The organism is Barnesiella sp. B2-R-119 (assembly GCF_023656675.1).
In the GTDB taxonomy this organism is placed as follows: Bacteria; Bacteroidota; Bacteroidia; order Bacteroidales; family Barnesiellaceae; genus Barnesiella; species Barnesiella intestinihominis.
Map to the genome: position 1 here is coordinate 124,866 of NZ_JAMOKL010000006.1, position 13,525 is coordinate 138,390.

General features: G+C 44.7%; 17 protein-coding genes. 5 read left to right on the forward strand and 12 right to left on the reverse strand.

Annotation, left to right across the window (positions count from 1 at the left end):
• Positions 1-2: 2 nt before the first annotated feature.
• The 4 genes from NBH06_RS11585 to NBH06_RS11600 are packed head-to-tail and all read right to left on the reverse strand — an operon-like array spanning position 3 to position 2,689.
• A complete protein-coding gene (locus NBH06_RS11585) occupies positions 3-644 on the reverse strand; it encodes a DUF5063 domain-containing protein (RefSeq protein ID WP_250794470.1) in 642 nt (213 codons plus the stop codon).
• Complete coding sequence (nadD, locus tag NBH06_RS11590; RefSeq protein WP_195329325.1) at positions 644-1,234, reverse strand: nicotinate (nicotinamide) nucleotide adenylyltransferase; 591 nt, start codon at positions 1,232-1,234, stop codon at positions 644-646. The genes NBH06_RS11585 and nadD overlap by 1 nt, the downstream gene beginning before the upstream one ends.
• 10 nt (positions 1,235-1,244) lie before the next feature.
• A complete protein-coding gene (gene gmk, locus NBH06_RS11595; protein WP_046413847.1) occupies positions 1,245-1,817 on the reverse strand; it encodes a guanylate kinase in 573 nt (190 codons plus the stop codon).
• Positions 1,817-2,689, reverse strand: a complete 873-nt coding sequence (locus NBH06_RS11600) for a YicC/YloC family endoribonuclease (RefSeq protein ID WP_195329324.1) — start codon at positions 2,687-2,689, stop codon at positions 1,817-1,819. The genes gmk and NBH06_RS11600 overlap by 1 nt, the downstream gene beginning before the upstream one ends.
• Before the next feature lie 164 nt (positions 2,690-2,853).
• Between NBH06_RS11600 and tsaB the strand changes: the two genes are divergently transcribed.
• Genes tsaB through rimM form a run of 5 tightly spaced genes read left to right on the forward strand, consistent with a single transcriptional unit; the run spans position 2,854 to position 6,689 of the window.
• Entirely contained in the window at positions 2,854-3,546 is a 693-nt protein-coding gene (tsaB, locus tag NBH06_RS11605) for a tRNA (adenosine(37)-N6)-threonylcarbamoyltransferase complex dimerization subunit type 1 TsaB (RefSeq protein WP_195329323.1), read from the forward strand.
• A gap of 22 nt (positions 3,547-3,568) precedes the next feature.
• Positions 3,569-4,168, forward strand: a complete 600-nt coding sequence (locus tag NBH06_RS11610; protein ID WP_046412169.1) for a DUF4290 domain-containing protein — start codon at positions 3,569-3,571, stop codon at positions 4,166-4,168.
• Positions 4,169-4,217: 49 nt separating this feature from the next.
• Positions 4,218-5,522: a UDP-N-acetylglucosamine 1-carboxyvinyltransferase gene (gene murA / locus NBH06_RS11615; protein ID WP_250794473.1), complete on the forward strand. Its 1,305-nt coding sequence runs from the start codon at positions 4,218-4,220 to the stop codon at positions 5,520-5,522.
• Positions 5,523-5,526: 4 nt separating this feature from the next.
• Positions 5,527-6,174, forward strand: coding sequence for a hypothetical protein (locus NBH06_RS11620; protein WP_250794475.1), 648 nt, complete (start codon positions 5,527-5,529; stop codon positions 6,172-6,174).
• Entirely contained in the window at positions 6,171-6,689 is a 519-nt protein-coding gene (gene rimM / locus NBH06_RS11625) for a ribosome maturation factor RimM (protein ID WP_250794477.1), read from the forward strand. The genes NBH06_RS11620 and rimM overlap by 4 nt, the downstream gene beginning before the upstream one ends.
• Before the next feature lie 236 nt (positions 6,690-6,925).
• On the opposite strand, the gene NBH06_RS11630 is transcribed toward rimM, so the two are convergent.
• From NBH06_RS11630 to thiD, 8 genes are read right to left on the reverse strand one after another with little or no spacing between them, the layout of a single operon-like run.
• Positions 6,926-7,615, reverse strand: coding sequence for a HesA/MoeB/ThiF family protein (locus NBH06_RS11630; RefSeq protein WP_250794478.1), 690 nt, complete (start codon positions 7,613-7,615; stop codon positions 6,926-6,928).
• On the reverse strand, positions 7,612-8,724 hold the full coding sequence (gene thiH / locus NBH06_RS11635) for a 2-iminoacetate synthase ThiH (RefSeq protein ID WP_195342987.1): 1,113 nt from the start codon (positions 8,722-8,724) through the stop codon (positions 7,612-7,614). Before thiH ends, NBH06_RS11630 begins: the two co-directional genes overlap by 4 nt.
• 36 nt (positions 8,725-8,760) lie before the next feature.
• On the reverse strand, positions 8,761-10,461 hold the full coding sequence (gene thiC, locus NBH06_RS11640) for a phosphomethylpyrimidine synthase ThiC (protein ID WP_250794479.1): 1,701 nt from the start codon (positions 10,459-10,461) through the stop codon (positions 8,761-8,763).
• Positions 10,462-10,474: 13 nt separating this feature from the next.
• Positions 10,475-11,245, reverse strand: coding sequence for a thiazole synthase (locus tag NBH06_RS11645; protein ID WP_250794480.1), 771 nt, complete (start codon positions 11,243-11,245; stop codon positions 10,475-10,477).
• Positions 11,242-11,871, reverse strand: coding sequence for a thiamine phosphate synthase (locus NBH06_RS11650; RefSeq protein WP_046412177.1), 630 nt, complete (start codon positions 11,869-11,871; stop codon positions 11,242-11,244). Before NBH06_RS11650 ends, NBH06_RS11645 begins: the two co-directional genes overlap by 4 nt.
• Before the next feature lie 12 nt (positions 11,872-11,883).
• Complete coding sequence (locus tag NBH06_RS11655) at positions 11,884-12,558, reverse strand: thiamine phosphate synthase (RefSeq protein ID WP_250794481.1); 675 nt, start codon at positions 12,556-12,558, stop codon at positions 11,884-11,886.
• Positions 12,492-12,692 (reverse strand): sulfur carrier protein ThiS, encoded by a 201-nt coding sequence (gene thiS / locus NBH06_RS11660; protein ID WP_195329316.1) that lies wholly within the window; start codon positions 12,690-12,692, stop codon positions 12,492-12,494. The genes NBH06_RS11655 and thiS overlap by 67 nt, the downstream gene beginning before the upstream one ends.
• Positions 12,676-13,521 (reverse strand): bifunctional hydroxymethylpyrimidine kinase/phosphomethylpyrimidine kinase, encoded by an 846-nt coding sequence (gene thiD / locus NBH06_RS11665; protein ID WP_250794482.1) that lies wholly within the window; start codon positions 13,519-13,521, stop codon positions 12,676-12,678. The genes thiS and thiD overlap by 17 nt, the downstream gene beginning before the upstream one ends.
• Positions 13,522-13,525: the final 4 nt, after the last annotated feature.

Consider the following 13,525-nt stretch of genomic DNA (forward strand, 5'->3'; position numbering starts at 1 on the left):
TTTTAATCCAAATCATCGTTCAACTTGTCGAGAATATCTCCGTTCTCTTGTTGATGACCGAATATATCGGTGTAATTATCGGAGTGAGAATGATGGTGTCCACAGTCGCAATTGTCGTCACATTCATCATCATCGTTATCCAGAGTGTATCTTATGTTGTGTAATGCTCGGAGTACATTAACTAGTTGTTGCCCCCAGTATGTAACGAAATTTTCGAAACAAATGTAAAGAGCTTCGAGCATTTGAGGCTCATTTCCCATGCGATATACCGAAATAAAATCTTTCAAGTCTTGATAAATATCGGCAAGAGCTTCCGAAACATTGGCTATTATCGGGGTTTCACTGTATTTCATATCGTTTTGAAATACTTCCAGATAACTGTCGTCTTCCCCCAATAGACTTTCTATGTTTTCCCGAACGCTCTCGTACATATTCTCTGTGACGAATTTTTCGGAGAATCCATCTTCTTCGGGTTCTTCCGGTGTTAATAGTGTTGCTTTCAGATATAGCAATGGTAGTATTTTTGTGATTTTATCGAGAAATTCTTCTTTCTCCAATTCCGGAACACGTTCGATAAAAGCACAATATTCGGCACTGACCGTTACAAATTCGATGATATTTTTTGAATAAATACGTTCGTCCATTAGTCTTTATTTTTATAAAGTCCGTGATTTATGATATAATCATATACCGGTCGAGGTATAAAATAGTTCATATTTTTCCCTTCTGAAATTCCCTGTCGTATTTGGGTCGATGAAATTTCTATGATAGGAGCATGACACAATTTTACGTTTACAGGCAGCGATCTTTCGTCTATGTCGTACCCCCGGCGCGGATAGATATAAATAAGATACTCTTCGATAATTTTATTGTAGTCTTTCCATTTGTTGAATGAAAGCCAGTTGTCTGCACCGATAATCAAAGTAAATATTCTTTCGGGATATTTCTTTCTGAGGGCTTCGAGTGTTTGAATCGTATAGGAGGGGCGGGGCAGGGTAAATTCTATATCGGTCGTCCGAATCTTAGAATTGCCGTTCACGGCCATATTTAACATTTCGATTCGTTGTCTATCATTATTCGAGGACAATTTTTCTCGTAGAGGATTTTGAGGAGACACAGACAGCCATATTTCGTCGAATCCTTCATATTCGCACAAGTAGTTCGCTAATATGAGGTGGCCGGTATGAACCGGATTGAACGTCCCGGAGAAAAAGGCTGTCTTTATCGGTTGCATGTTTTACTTATCATTTATCGAGAAATTGTCTTATTGAACGGTATGCCTCTTCTTGGGCTTTTTCCAAAATATCGTTCACTATGATTTTATCGAATTTTGGTGCGAACGACAATTCGTATTCAGCTTTCGCTATCCGATGAGCTATAACTTCCGGGGTATCTGTCGCTCTGTTTTTCAATCGTTGTTCCAACGCTTGTATGCTGGGTGGCTGGATAAACAAAGCGAGAGCTTGGTTTCCGTAATATTTTTTTATGTTGAGTCCGCCGACAACGTCGACATCGAAAATAACATTTTTCCCCGAGTCGAGAATCCGTTCTACTTCGCTTTTCAAAGTGCCGTAGAACTTCCCGGCATAGACTTCTTCATATTCCAGAAATTCGTCGTTCGCTATACGTTCGCGAAATTCATCGGGTGTGATGAAATAATATTCGATGCCGTTTTTCTCAGTCCCTCTCGGAGCACGACTGGTGGCAGAGATAGAGAATGACAAGTTCAAATCGCGATTCAATAACGATTGTATGATGGTGGATTTACCCGAACCGGAGGGGGCCGAAAAGATGATGAGTTTACCTCTTTGTTCCATTACATTACATTTAGTACTTGCTCTTTGATTTGTTCCAACTCGTCTTTCATACGCACGACAATGCGTTGCATCTCGGCATGGTTCGATTTGGAACCGAGTGTGTTGATTTCACGTCCCATTTCTTGACTGATAAATCCGAGTTTTTTGCCTTGCCCTTTGCCCGATTGCAGGGTTTCAAGGAAATATTTCAAGTGATTGTCTAGTCTATGTTTTTCTTCATTGATGTCGAGTTTCTCGATGTAGAAAATCATCTCTTGTTCAAATCTGTTTTTGTCGTAATCGAAATTGTCGATTTTGTTCAAAGCGTCGATTATCCGACCTTTTATCTTTTCGATGCGCTCTTTTTCGTAAGGTTCTACCTCTTGTAACAAATGAGCTATGTTGGCGATTTTCTCTTCAAAAAGGTGCTGCAACATGGCTCCTTCCTGAATTCTGAACTCTTCCAATTGAGAGATGGCTTGGTCGACTGCTTTTCTCAAAGCGTTGAGTTCTGTTTCGTCTATCTCTTGACTTTCGGAGCTCATGGCATCGGGCAGACGTAACAAGATGGAGAACCAATCGTCGGGCATCGCAATACCTAATTTGATCGAGGCTTCTTTGACTTGTTGGAAATAACCTTCCAAAACCGGAATATTTATTTGGGCAGAAGCCTCCTTGCCGATAGCTTCGCTGTATACGAAGAAGTCTACTTTCCCACGTTCCAGACGTTTGGCTATTTCGGATCGAATTTCCATCTCCATTTCCCTGTATTGCTGAGGAATACGGGTCGATAAATCGAGTTGTTTACTATTTAAGGATTTTATTTCAACAGTTATTTTTTTATGCGGTAATTCCACTACGGCTTTACCAAAACCGGTCATCGATTGTATCATAAGTCTGTAAATGTTTTTGCAAATTTAATCTTAATTCCGATGAGAAAGCAATAAATTGAAAAAAAAGAGCTAATTTTGTACACTCGTTAACGTTGATTACATCGTTGGTTTATCGCCTTTCCGACCGGGTATCGGGAGATAAATCATACTTTACGGATTGAATTATGCCGAATATTATACATATAGAGACTTCTACGTCTGTTTGTTCCGCCGCCTTGTCTTCCGATGGTGTCGTTCAATGCCATTTCGAGAATTTCGAGGGGCCTTCGCATGCTTCGTTGTTAGGAGTATATGTAAAACAGATTATGGATTTTTCGAGAGATAAAGGAGTCAAGGTGGATGCGGTTGCCGTGAGTAGCGGTCCCGGTTCCTATACGGGATTGCGTATCGGTGTTTCGGAAGCCAAAGGTCTTTGTTTCGGATTGAAAGTTCCTCTCATCTCAGTTCCTACGCTCGAACTTTTGGCTTGTACGACCATGTTTAGAAACTATTTTGAGGAAGATGTGTTATATTGTCCTATGATCGATGCCCGTCGCATGGAGGTCTATTCGGCAGTTTACGATAATGCGTTGAATGATGTCGTTCCTGTCGGTGCGTATGTAATCGATGAGCATACTTTCTCGGACTTGTTGGACAATCGTCGGATTGTATTTGCGGGAAACGGCTCGACAAAATGTAAAGATGTGATTAAACATCGCAATGCCATATTTGTAGAAGGAATAGTTCCATTGGCTACCGATATGTTGGCATTGGCCGAGCGTGCTTTCCGTAACGGGCAATTTGAAGACGTGGCTTATTTCGAACCTTTTTACCTGAAAGAGTTTATAGCCACGACTCCTAAAAATAAAATATTATAAAAGTTATATCAATAGAAATTATATGCAATATACTTCGGAATTGAAAAGACTCGTGTTGCCCGAATATGGCCGCAATGTGCAGCAGATGGTAGATCACTGCATGACCATAGAGGACAAAGCGGAACGTACCCGTTGTGCCAATACGATTATAAATATCATGGGGAATCTGTTTCCTCATTTACGGGATATCGAGGACTTTAAGCACAAATTGTGGGATCATTTGGCAATTATGTCCGACTTCAAGTTGGATATCGATTATCCGTATGAAATCATCAAAAAAGAAAATCTTCATACCGTGCCCGAGTCGGTTCCTTATCAGGCTTCTCCCATAAAGTATCGTCATTATGGGAAAATTATGGAAGAGATGTTGAAAAAGGCGGAGTCGATGCCCGATGGACCCGAAAGGAGTGCATTGGTTTCCATGCTGGCGAATCATATGAAAAAGTTGTTTTATCAATGGAATAAGGATTCGGTGGAAGATGAGAAGATTTTGAAAGATTTGCGGGAGTATACACATGGTGTGATCGATCTCGATGCATCCACATATCATTTGAGAGATGTGAGGGAACCGGTCGTGCAGCAGCGTAAATCAAAAAATAATTCGAAAAAAGCGGGTAAATAACCGCTTTTTTTGTATCTTTCACTCATTAACCTTAATAGAGAAAGAGAGTATGGCATCTTTTATTATTGAAGGCGGGCATCGCTTAAATGGTGATCTTATACCGCAAGGAGCTAAAAATGAGGCGTTGGAGGTTTTGTGTGCTACACTGTTGACCCCGGAAGAAGTGAAGATATACAATATTCCCGATATACTCGATGTAAATAATTTGATACAGCTTTTGCGAGATTTGGGCGTGACGGTAAAACGCATAGGTCTGAATGCGTACAGTTTCAAGGCCGATAAGATAAATCTCGATTATCTCGATAGTGACGAATTTTTTCAAAAAGGAGCTTCTTTGCGGGGGTCGGTAATGATTATCGGACCGCTTGTGGCTCGTTTCGGGTATGCCGTTTTACCGAAACCGGGAGGCGATAAAATCGGAAGACGCCGGTTGGATACCCATTTTCTCGGTATCCAAAAGTTGGGAGCTACATTCAATTATTGTCCCAAAGCCCAGCGTTATGAAATTAAAGCCGATAAATTGCGGGGTAGTTACATGTTGCTCGATGAAGCATCGGTTACAGGTACGGCAAATATTCTAATGGCAGCTGTATTGGCCGAAGGCGATACGACGATTTATAATGCCGCTTGCGAGCCCTATTTGCAACAACTTTCAAAAATGTTGAACCGTATGGGGGCGCATATCGAAGGTATCGGGTCTAATCTGCTCACCGTTCACGGGGTTTCATCGTTAAAAGGGTGTGAGCATACTATTCTTCCCGACATGATCGAGGTGGGTAGTTTTATCGGTATGGCAGCGATGACACGTTCGGACATTACGATTAAAAATGTATCGTATAACGATTTGGGAATTATTCCCGATAGTTTCCGACGGTTAGGGATAACCGTGGAACAACAGGGCGACGATATTCATATACCCGAACATGAATGTTACGAGATAGAGACTTTCATCGATGGTTCGATTATGACTTTTGCCGATGCTCCGTGGCCGGGATTGACTCCCGACTTGTTAAGCGTATTCCTCGTTGTGGCGACACAGGCGAAAGGTAGTGTCTTGATTCATCAAAAGATGTTCGAGAGCCGTTTGTTTTTCGTGGATAAACTTATCGATATGGGAGCGCAAATCATTCTTTGTGACCCGCATAGGGCGGCAGTTATCGGTCAGGCTCACGCACACACGTTGAGGGCTACCAATATGGTTTCACCCGATATTCGAGCGGGAATAGCCATGCTTATCGCCGCAATGAGTGCCGAGGGTACAAGTCGTATTCATAATATAGACCAAATCGATAGGGGGTATCAAGATGTCGATAAACGACTCAATGCGATAGGTGCACGTATTACCCGTTTATAGATCGATGAAAGAGTGGTATTTTTGTGTTGCCGTGGCGGGATTGCTCCTGTCTTCTTGTTCGCAGCAAGTACAGGAGCGTGCCGACGGCGGGAAAACTTCCGATACAATAATAACGGAAGTTCCCGTAGATGAGACTTGCGATTCTACCGGATACCGTTTGTATCGGAAATATTTGGCTGCGATAGGAAAGAATCCTTCTTATTTTCAATGGAAGGATTTCCCCAAATATTTGGGGGCGGCGTATGTCGATGAAAAAGGTCATTTTGTGATACAAGTGCTTGGCGATTCGGCAAAAGCGAGGAAACAGATTGTCGAGGTCGTCGGGAGCGACGAGGTAACGGTTATTCCCCGGCGAAATTCTCGGCAGTTATTAGATTCGTTGTATGCCTATGTGTGTGAGATACGCCGACTTCGGGCCGATGAACCGACGGTTGCAGTGTTCGATACGGTTTGTTACGATGCCCGTAACAGTTGGACGATTTATGTACATGTCAAAGCTCTCGATTATACCATGCCCGAATATGTCGATAGCCTGTACCGGTATATCGGGGAGTTCCGAAAAAAAGTTTTACTTTCTCGATGGGTGCAGGTAGAGGGAAAATACACGGTTGTAACCGGTGTGGATTTGGACGAAATAAAAGTGAAAGAATGATTACAAGGGAAGAATTGATAAGGATAGGAAGGTTTAATAAGCCTCATGGAGTGAAAGGCGAGTTGTCTTTTACTTTTACCGATGATGTGTTCGACCGCACGGAGTGTCCTTATATCGTATGTGAGATAGATGGCATATTCGTACCGTTTTTTATCGAGGAATATAGGTTTAAGAGCGATACGACGGCTTTGATTAAATTGGAAGATGTAGATAATGAAGCGGATGCGCGTCCATTTACTTTACTCGATGTTTATTTCCCGAAGTCTTATTACAAAGAATTGAATGAAGATGAAGCTCCGGGGGATTACTTTATAGGATTCACAGTGATCGATAGCGAGAAAGGAGAGTTGGGAAAGATTGTCTCGATCGATGATTCTACGGAAAATATATTGTTTGAAGTGGAATATAACGGGCGATTGTTGCTTATACCGGCTGTCGATGAATTTGTTTGTGAAATAGACGAAGATAATCGCAAGTTGTATCTGAATATCCCCGACGGATTATTGGATTTGTAGTTCGAAAAATAATCGATATGGAAACAAAAAAGGAGGTGTGTCAAAACTAAAATGTCCCCTCCGAAAAGTTATAGATTGTAACTATGACATTTAAAAAGGGTCGTATCAAGCTCTGTATTGAGTAATGATACGACCCTTTTTTAGCCTTTTGAGGGCACTCAAATTTCAAATTATAAGTTCATATCTTCAAAAATTGAGTTTTGACACACCCTCTTTTTGGGAGGATAATACGAAAATCATATCTCGATGATTTCATGTTGTAAGGTTTGTGTGTCGAGCAGGAAAAGTTTCCCGCTTAAAACTTCGCCATAGCCGGTAATGATTTTAATCACTTCTGCGGCTTCCATGCAGCCGATAATTCCCGGAATAGTACCGATAACTCCTCCGGGACGAGCCGGGGGAATAACTTCGGGGCGGGGATAAAGATAGCTGTATCGAGGTCCACCTCGGTAATTAAAGACGGAAACCTGTCCCCGAAATTCCGAAATGGCCCCATATACATAGGGCTTTTTGAAGCAGGAACAGACATCGTCGATCAGATAACGGGTCGCAGCATTGTCGCATCCGTCGACAATGATATCGTAAGTGGAGACAAGTCGATCTGCATTGTCGGAGGTGAAACGATTGGGATAGGTCTCGAATCGAGTTGAACTGTTCAAAGCCGACAGTCTTCGACAAGCGCACTCGACTTTCGATTGTCCTATTTCTGCCTCGGTATAAAGAATTTGCCTTTGTAAGTTGCTACTTGAAACGATATCATCGTCGATAAGTCCTATTTGTCCTACTCCGGCTGCGGTCAGATATAGAGAGATGGGAGAACCTAACCCTCCTATACCGACAATCAATACCTTGGCATTCTTCAATTTTTCCTGTCCTGCTTCCCCGATTTCGGGAATCATGGTTTGGCGGATATACCTTTCGTTCATCGATCGAATATTTTGTCCCAGTCTTTCCATACGACCTCATACCCCATAGCTTTGACAGCTTGTTCCACTTCGGCAGGTGTCCGTTCGTCGCTGACCGAAAATTGTTCTAACGCTTGCGGATAAGTGGCATAACCTCCCGGGTCGGTTTTCGAACCTGCGCTTATCGAAGTCGCTCCGAGAGTGGCGATGTGATCTCTGAATTTTGCGTTTTCTCGGGTGGATACGGAAATATCCACGTCGTGGTCGAAAATACGAAATGCAAAAATCAACTGTGCCAGCTCTTTATCCGTCATGATTACATTGGGCTGAAAATGACCTTCGGACGGGCGCATGCGGGGGAAGTTGACACTATATCGAGTTTGCCAATAGTGCTTGCGCAAGTATTGCAAGTGTATGGCCATCATGGTTACATCGGTACGCCAGTCTTCCAATCCGATGAGCACTCCCATGCCTATTTTGTGTACACCGGCTTGTCCCATGCGGTCGAATCCGTTTACTCTCCATTCGAAGATAGATTTCATGCCTTTCGGGTGGTATACTTTGTACCGGTCTTTATGATAGGTTTCTTGAAAGCAGACCACGCCGTTGAGACCCGATTGGGTCAAGCGATAGTAATCTTCGCTTTTGAGGGGCATGACTTCTATCGATAGGTTCGAGAAGTAGGGACGTGCGATTTGTAGAGCTCGTTCCAAATAATCGACTCCGGCATCGCGTGGATTTTCTCCGGTTACGATAAGCAAATTCTCGAACGGTCCCATTTGACGGATTGCCCGGCATTCATTTTCAATTTCTTTCTCGGTAAGAATAATTCGGGCGATGGGGTTATTGTGATTGAATCCACAGTAGACACAGTGGTTTGTACATGAATTGGTGATATAAAGCGGTACATACATCTGTATCGTTTTGCCGAAACGTTCTTGGGTATAGAGCCTGCTCAATGCCGCCATATGTTCTATATAGGGGGCGGCAGCAGGTGAGACGAGCGCCATGAAATCGTCGAGTTGTAAATGCTCTTTGCCAAGAGCGATTTCGACATCACGACTCCGTTTCGAAGCTATGCAGGCAGTTATATCTTCCCAAGAATATTTTTCTAATTCATCGGAAAACATATCTTTCTTTTGTTTTTAGTAATCGTTTTTTATCATTTATTTCTCGATACAGTCGGTAATATCTTGCGACAGGCGCATGGCGCAGAAATTCGGTCCGCACATGGTACAATAATTACCGTCGTGGAACGAGCCCTGTTTGTAGTATTCGAGGGCACGTTCGGGGTCAAGTGCTAAATTGAATTGGTCTTTCCAGCGGAACTCATACCGGGCCTTGCTCATGGCATCGTCGCGTATTTGTGCTCCGGGAAATCCTTTGGCAAGGTCGGCGGCATGTGCTGCTATTTTATAAGCGATAACACCGTTGCGCACATCTTCTCGATCGGGTAATCCCAAGTGCTCTTTGGGGGTTACATAACAGATCATGGCTGTGCCTAACCACGCGATTTGAGCCGCTCCGATAGCCGATGTAATGTGGTCGTATCCCGGTGCGATGTCGGTCGTCAATGGGCCTAACGTATAGAAAGGAGCTTCGTGGCAACTGTTCAGTTCTCTTTCCATATTTTCTTTGATTTTGTGCATGGGGATATGGCCGGGGCCTTCGATAATGACCTGTACATCATGAGCCCATGCTTTTGTAGTGAGTTCGCCCAACACATCGAGTTCGAGGAATTGCGAACGGTCGTTGGCATCGTGTATCGAGCCCGGACGCATACCGTCACCCAGAGAAATCGCTACGTCATATTGTTTTAAGATTTCACAGATTTCATCGAAATGTGTGTACAGGAAACTTTCCTGATTGTGAATGACGCACCATTTTGTCATAATAGACCCTCCGCGCGATACGATTCCGGTAAGTCGTTCGCCCACCAAATCGGCATGAGCTTTCAACACGCCGGCGTGAATGGTGAAATAGTCCACTCCTTGCTCGCATTGTTCGATGAGTGTGTCGCGGTAAATCTCCCACGACAGATTTTCGACTTTTCCATTTACTTTTTCAAGGGCTTGGTAGATGGGGACAGTTCCCACGGGGACAGGACAGTTTCGGATAATCCACTCGCGGGTTTCGTGTATGTGGTCGCCGGTCGATAGATCCATCAGTGTATCGCCCCCCCAGTGGCAACTCCATACGGCTTTGTCGATCTCTTCTTCTATACCCGAGGATAGCGCAGAGTTCCCGATGTTGGTGTTTAATTTGACCAAGAAATTACGGCCGATAATCATCGGCTCGGCTTCCGGGTGGTTGATATTCGCCGGAATGATCGCTCGCCCGGCGGCTATCTCTTGTCGCACGAATTCGGGTGTGATGTGGCTTTTAATACCTAATTGTTCGTTTTGCAAGTTTTCCCGTATGGCGACATATTCCATTTCGGCCGTGACGATTCCCTGTCGGGCATAATACATTTGCGTGATGGCATGTCCCGGTTTGGCTTTGTAGGGAAGGGGAGTATTTTTGAATCGTATAGGGTCGAGAGACGGGTCGTCGCGACGGGCACGGCCGTATTCCGAGGTGATATCGTCTTGTCGCTCCACATCGCCTCGCGCCGTAATCCATGATTCGCGCAGACGTGGAAGCCCTTTGTCTATATCTACCGTAATATCGGGATCGGTATAGGGCCCACTGGTGTCGTATACATATACGGGAGCATTTGGCGTGTGTATCCGTTTTCCGTTTTCTACGGTGACTGTGTCGGTGAGGTTTATTTTTCGCATCCCCACCTGTATGGGGAATAATTTCCCCGGAATATATATTTTTTCGGAACTGGGATAAGAATCTTTGATTATTTTTTTTGTGTCCATATTACTTCTGTGTTTAATCTAAGAAAGAGGTTAACGGGCTGCTGGCTTGTGCAAAATGGTATTGTGCGCCTAATCCGGCTTCGTATGCCCGGCGGCCGGCTTCGACAGCCTGTTTGAATGCGATAGCCATTTCTACGGGATTCCCGGCGACGGCGATAGCCGTATTTACCAACACAGCATCGGCTCCCAGTTCCATAGCTTCTGCGGCATGGGAAGGAGCACCTATCCCAGCATCGACGATAACAGGTACATTACTTTGTTCGATGATAATTTGCAAGAAGTCGCGAGTGCGCAATCCTTTGTTAGTGCCTATTGGTGCGCCTAAGGGCATTACGGTGGCAGCGCCGACTTCTTCGAGCCGTTTACAAAGTACGGGGTCTGCTTGAATATAGGGAAGTACCACGAATCCCAGTTTTGCCAGTTGTTCGGTAGCTTTCAAGGTTTCCACAGGATCGGGTAGGAGATATTTGGGATCGGGGTGGATTTCGAGTTTAACGAAATCGGTCCTGAAACATTCTCTGGAAAATTGAGCCGCGAGTACGGCCTCCTCGGCATTGCGTACTCCCGATGTGTTAGGTAGAAATTGTACTCTATTGCGGTCGATGTGTGTCAACATATCGTCTGTGGCTTCTTGGGTCATGTTGATACGTTTCATGGCCACGGTAATCATTTCGGATCCGGAGGCTTCGATGGCTTTTTCCATTAGTTCATTTGAACTGAATTTCCCGGTTCCTACGAATAAGCGGGAAGAAAATTCCCGTCCTCCGATAATTAATTTGTTCATGCTTTACGATATTTATTTAATAGGTCTATTATTTTTTTAGTTTCCTTTTCGGGATCTTCGGCTTGCAGGATCGTTCCCGATAAAGCGATTCCCGACACTCCGGTTTCCATGATGGCCGGAATATCGTCGGCTGTGATACCTCCGATGGCGACCACCGGAATTTTCAAGTCGTTCGTCCGGCATTGTTCCATGATTCGGGCATAACCTTCGAGGCCGAGGATAGGACTCAGGTTCTTTTTCGTCTCGGTATATCGGAATGGTCCCAAACCGATATAATCGGCATCTTGCCGGACTAATCCTTGTATGTCTTCAAAGGTATTCGCCGTTCCTCCGATAATGTATTTCTCGCCGATAAGCAGACGAGCTTCGGAAACAGGCATGTCGAGCTTTCCCAGATGGACGCCGTCTATGTCGAGGTCGGCCGCCAGTTGGGCATAATCGTCGAGGACGAGTATGGCTTCATGTTCTTTACAGAGCGGAATGAGTTGCTGGGCGGTTTGCCTGACAGCTTCGATAGGAGCACCTTTCATACGGAGCTGTATCCATTTGCAACCTCCGTTCAAGGCGGCGACTGCTCCCTCTATGATTCCGAATCGGGGTGTCTGGTGGGTAATGAATTGTAACATATTTTGTTCGTATTAATCGTTTCTTAATCGAGTGAGCTGTCGAATAACCCCTGCAATGGTCGGTTCCTGCCATAGGAAACCGAGTACGGCGATCCCTCCGAAATTCCAATCCTTTATAGCAGTTTTTTTTTCGGGGGTGATACCGCCTAAGGCAATGACTCTCTCGTTGATAACACATTTCTTCCCAGCCTTAGTCAGTTGTTCGGGCGAGAATGCGGAACGGTATCCCTTTTTCGATATGCTGTCGAAGATGGGGCTCAAAAACAGATAGTCATATCGTTGTCCGTCCGTCAGTTCCTCGATGGAATGGCAAGAGCGGGATAGGGTGGGGATATAGTCGTTCGACAGGGGTCGGTAATGCGGATTCCTTCCATTGAGATGAACACCGGCAAGCCGGTATTTTTCTGCCAGTTCGAAATGGTCGTGAAGTACTATTCGATCGTAATAGCGGGGAGGAATCGAGAGTAACAGTTGCTCTGTTTTTTCTCCGGAATACTTCGGTTTGCGGAGGTGGATTAAATCCAATCCGTTGTCGAGCAGGGCGGTGATTAAGCGGTTTTCCTGTTCTATGGGGTGTTCCTCTGTAATGCCTATATATTTCATTTCGAGAAATCCGTTCGTTATCCTCCGAATGTAGCCCGGATAATCGTTATCTTGTTCCCATCGGTTAAAATCCGATCGTTCCATTCATTTTTGGGAACCAGCTTGTTGTCGATGGCGATAGCCGTACCTTCGATGGCGATTTGTTGTATATCGAGTAACTCTTTTACGGAAATGCTGTCTTGGGTTTCTATTTCCTTTTGATTAATATAGATTTTCATCTTTAATTGGGTTTAATGGGGTTAAAACACGAGGGGCGAAAAAATGGTTTACCGAACCATGTCCGTTTCCTATTGCAATGTCGGCTCCGGCCTGTAACGCTTGGGTGAGATATTTTTTTGCGAGGGAAACGGCATCGGTCAACATGTGTCCCAACGCCAGATAAGAGGCGATGGCAGAAGAAAAGGTACACCCTGTTCCGTGTGTGTTCCGGGTAGAAATGCGGGGTGAGGTGTAGCGAACAGGAACAGAATCGGGCATAAAGAGTATGTCGCAGGATTCTGCTCCTTTCAAATGTCCTCCTTTCACGAGAACGGCACGACAACCGGCTTGAAACAGTCTGTTGGCTGCTTTTTCCATATCTTTCTCACTGTCGATGGCAAGTCCGCTCAGTATCTCGGCTTCGGGAATATTGGGAGTGATGACTGTCGCCTGTGGCAACAATAGTGTTTTAACGGCAGAGATAGCTTCTTCCTCGATTAGCCGACAACCCGAAGTAGAAACCATAATCGGATCGAGCACGATATTCCGTAACGGATAACGTTGTAGGCAATCGGCAATCGTTTCGATGGTCGCGCGAGAGTATAGCATGCCTAATTTAACGGTTGTACAAGGTAGGTCATCGAGTATGGCTTCGATTTGTTGCCGCACGATATCGGGTTCGATACCTTGTATGTCCCTCACTTCGCAGGTGTTTTGTGCCGTAATGGCCGTGATAGCCGATGTGCCGAACACCCCGATGGCCGACATGGTTTTCAAATCGGCTTGTATTCCGGCTCCTCCACTGCTGTCCGAACCGGCTATTGTCAATACGACAGGATAAGTTTTCATACGG

Coding starts and splice junctions, on each gene's coding strand:
- gmk (WP_046413847.1), bottom strand. CDS start 1,817: ATGGAACAAAGAGGTAAACTCATCATCTTTTCGGCCCCCTCCGGTTCG.
- NBH06_RS11630 (WP_250794478.1), bottom strand. CDS start 7,615: ATGAACGAAAGGTATATCCGCCAAACCATGATTCCCGAAATCGGGGAA.
- thiH (WP_195342987.1), bottom strand. CDS start 8,724: ATGTTTTCCGATGAATTAGAAAAATATTCTTGGGAAGATATAACTGCC.
- NBH06_RS11650 (WP_046412177.1), bottom strand. CDS start 11,871: ATGTTACAATTCATTACCCACCAGACACCCCGATTCGGAATCATAGAG.
- NBH06_RS11620 (WP_250794475.1), top strand. CDS start 5,527: ATGAAAGAGTGGTATTTTTGTGTTGCCGTGGCGGGATTGCTCCTGTCT.
- NBH06_RS11600 (WP_195329324.1), bottom strand. CDS start 2,689: ATGATACAATCGATGACCGGTTTTGGTAAAGCCGTAGTGGAATTACCG.
- NBH06_RS11655 (WP_250794481.1), bottom strand. CDS start 12,558: ATGGAACGATCGGATTTTAACCGATGGGAACAAGATAACGATTATCCG.
- NBH06_RS11585 (WP_250794470.1), bottom strand. CDS start 644: ATGGACGAACGTATTTATTCAAAAAATATCATCGAATTTGTAACGGTC.
- murA (WP_250794473.1), top strand. CDS start 4,218: ATGGCATCTTTTATTATTGAAGGCGGGCATCGCTTAAATGGTGATCTT.
- rimM (WP_250794477.1), top strand. CDS start 6,171: ATGATTACAAGGGAAGAATTGATAAGGATAGGAAGGTTTAATAAGCCT.
- thiD (WP_250794482.1), bottom strand. CDS start 13,521: ATGAAAACTTATCCTGTCGTATTGACAATAGCCGGTTCGGACAGCAGT.
- tsaB (WP_195329323.1), top strand. CDS start 2,854: ATGCCGAATATTATACATATAGAGACTTCTACGTCTGTTTGTTCCGCC.
- NBH06_RS11610 (WP_046412169.1), top strand. CDS start 3,569: ATGCAATATACTTCGGAATTGAAAAGACTCGTGTTGCCCGAATATGGC.
- NBH06_RS11645 (WP_250794480.1), bottom strand. CDS start 11,245: ATGAACAAATTAATTATCGGAGGACGGGAATTTTCTTCCCGCTTATTC.
- thiC (WP_250794479.1), bottom strand. CDS start 10,461: ATGGACACAAAAAAAATAATCAAAGATTCTTATCCCAGTTCCGAAAAA.
- nadD (WP_195329325.1), bottom strand. CDS start 1,234: ATGCAACCGATAAAGACAGCCTTTTTCTCCGGGACGTTCAATCCGGTT.
- thiS (WP_195329316.1), bottom strand. CDS start 12,692: ATGAAAATCTATATTAATCAAAAGGAAATAGAAACCCAAGACAGCATT.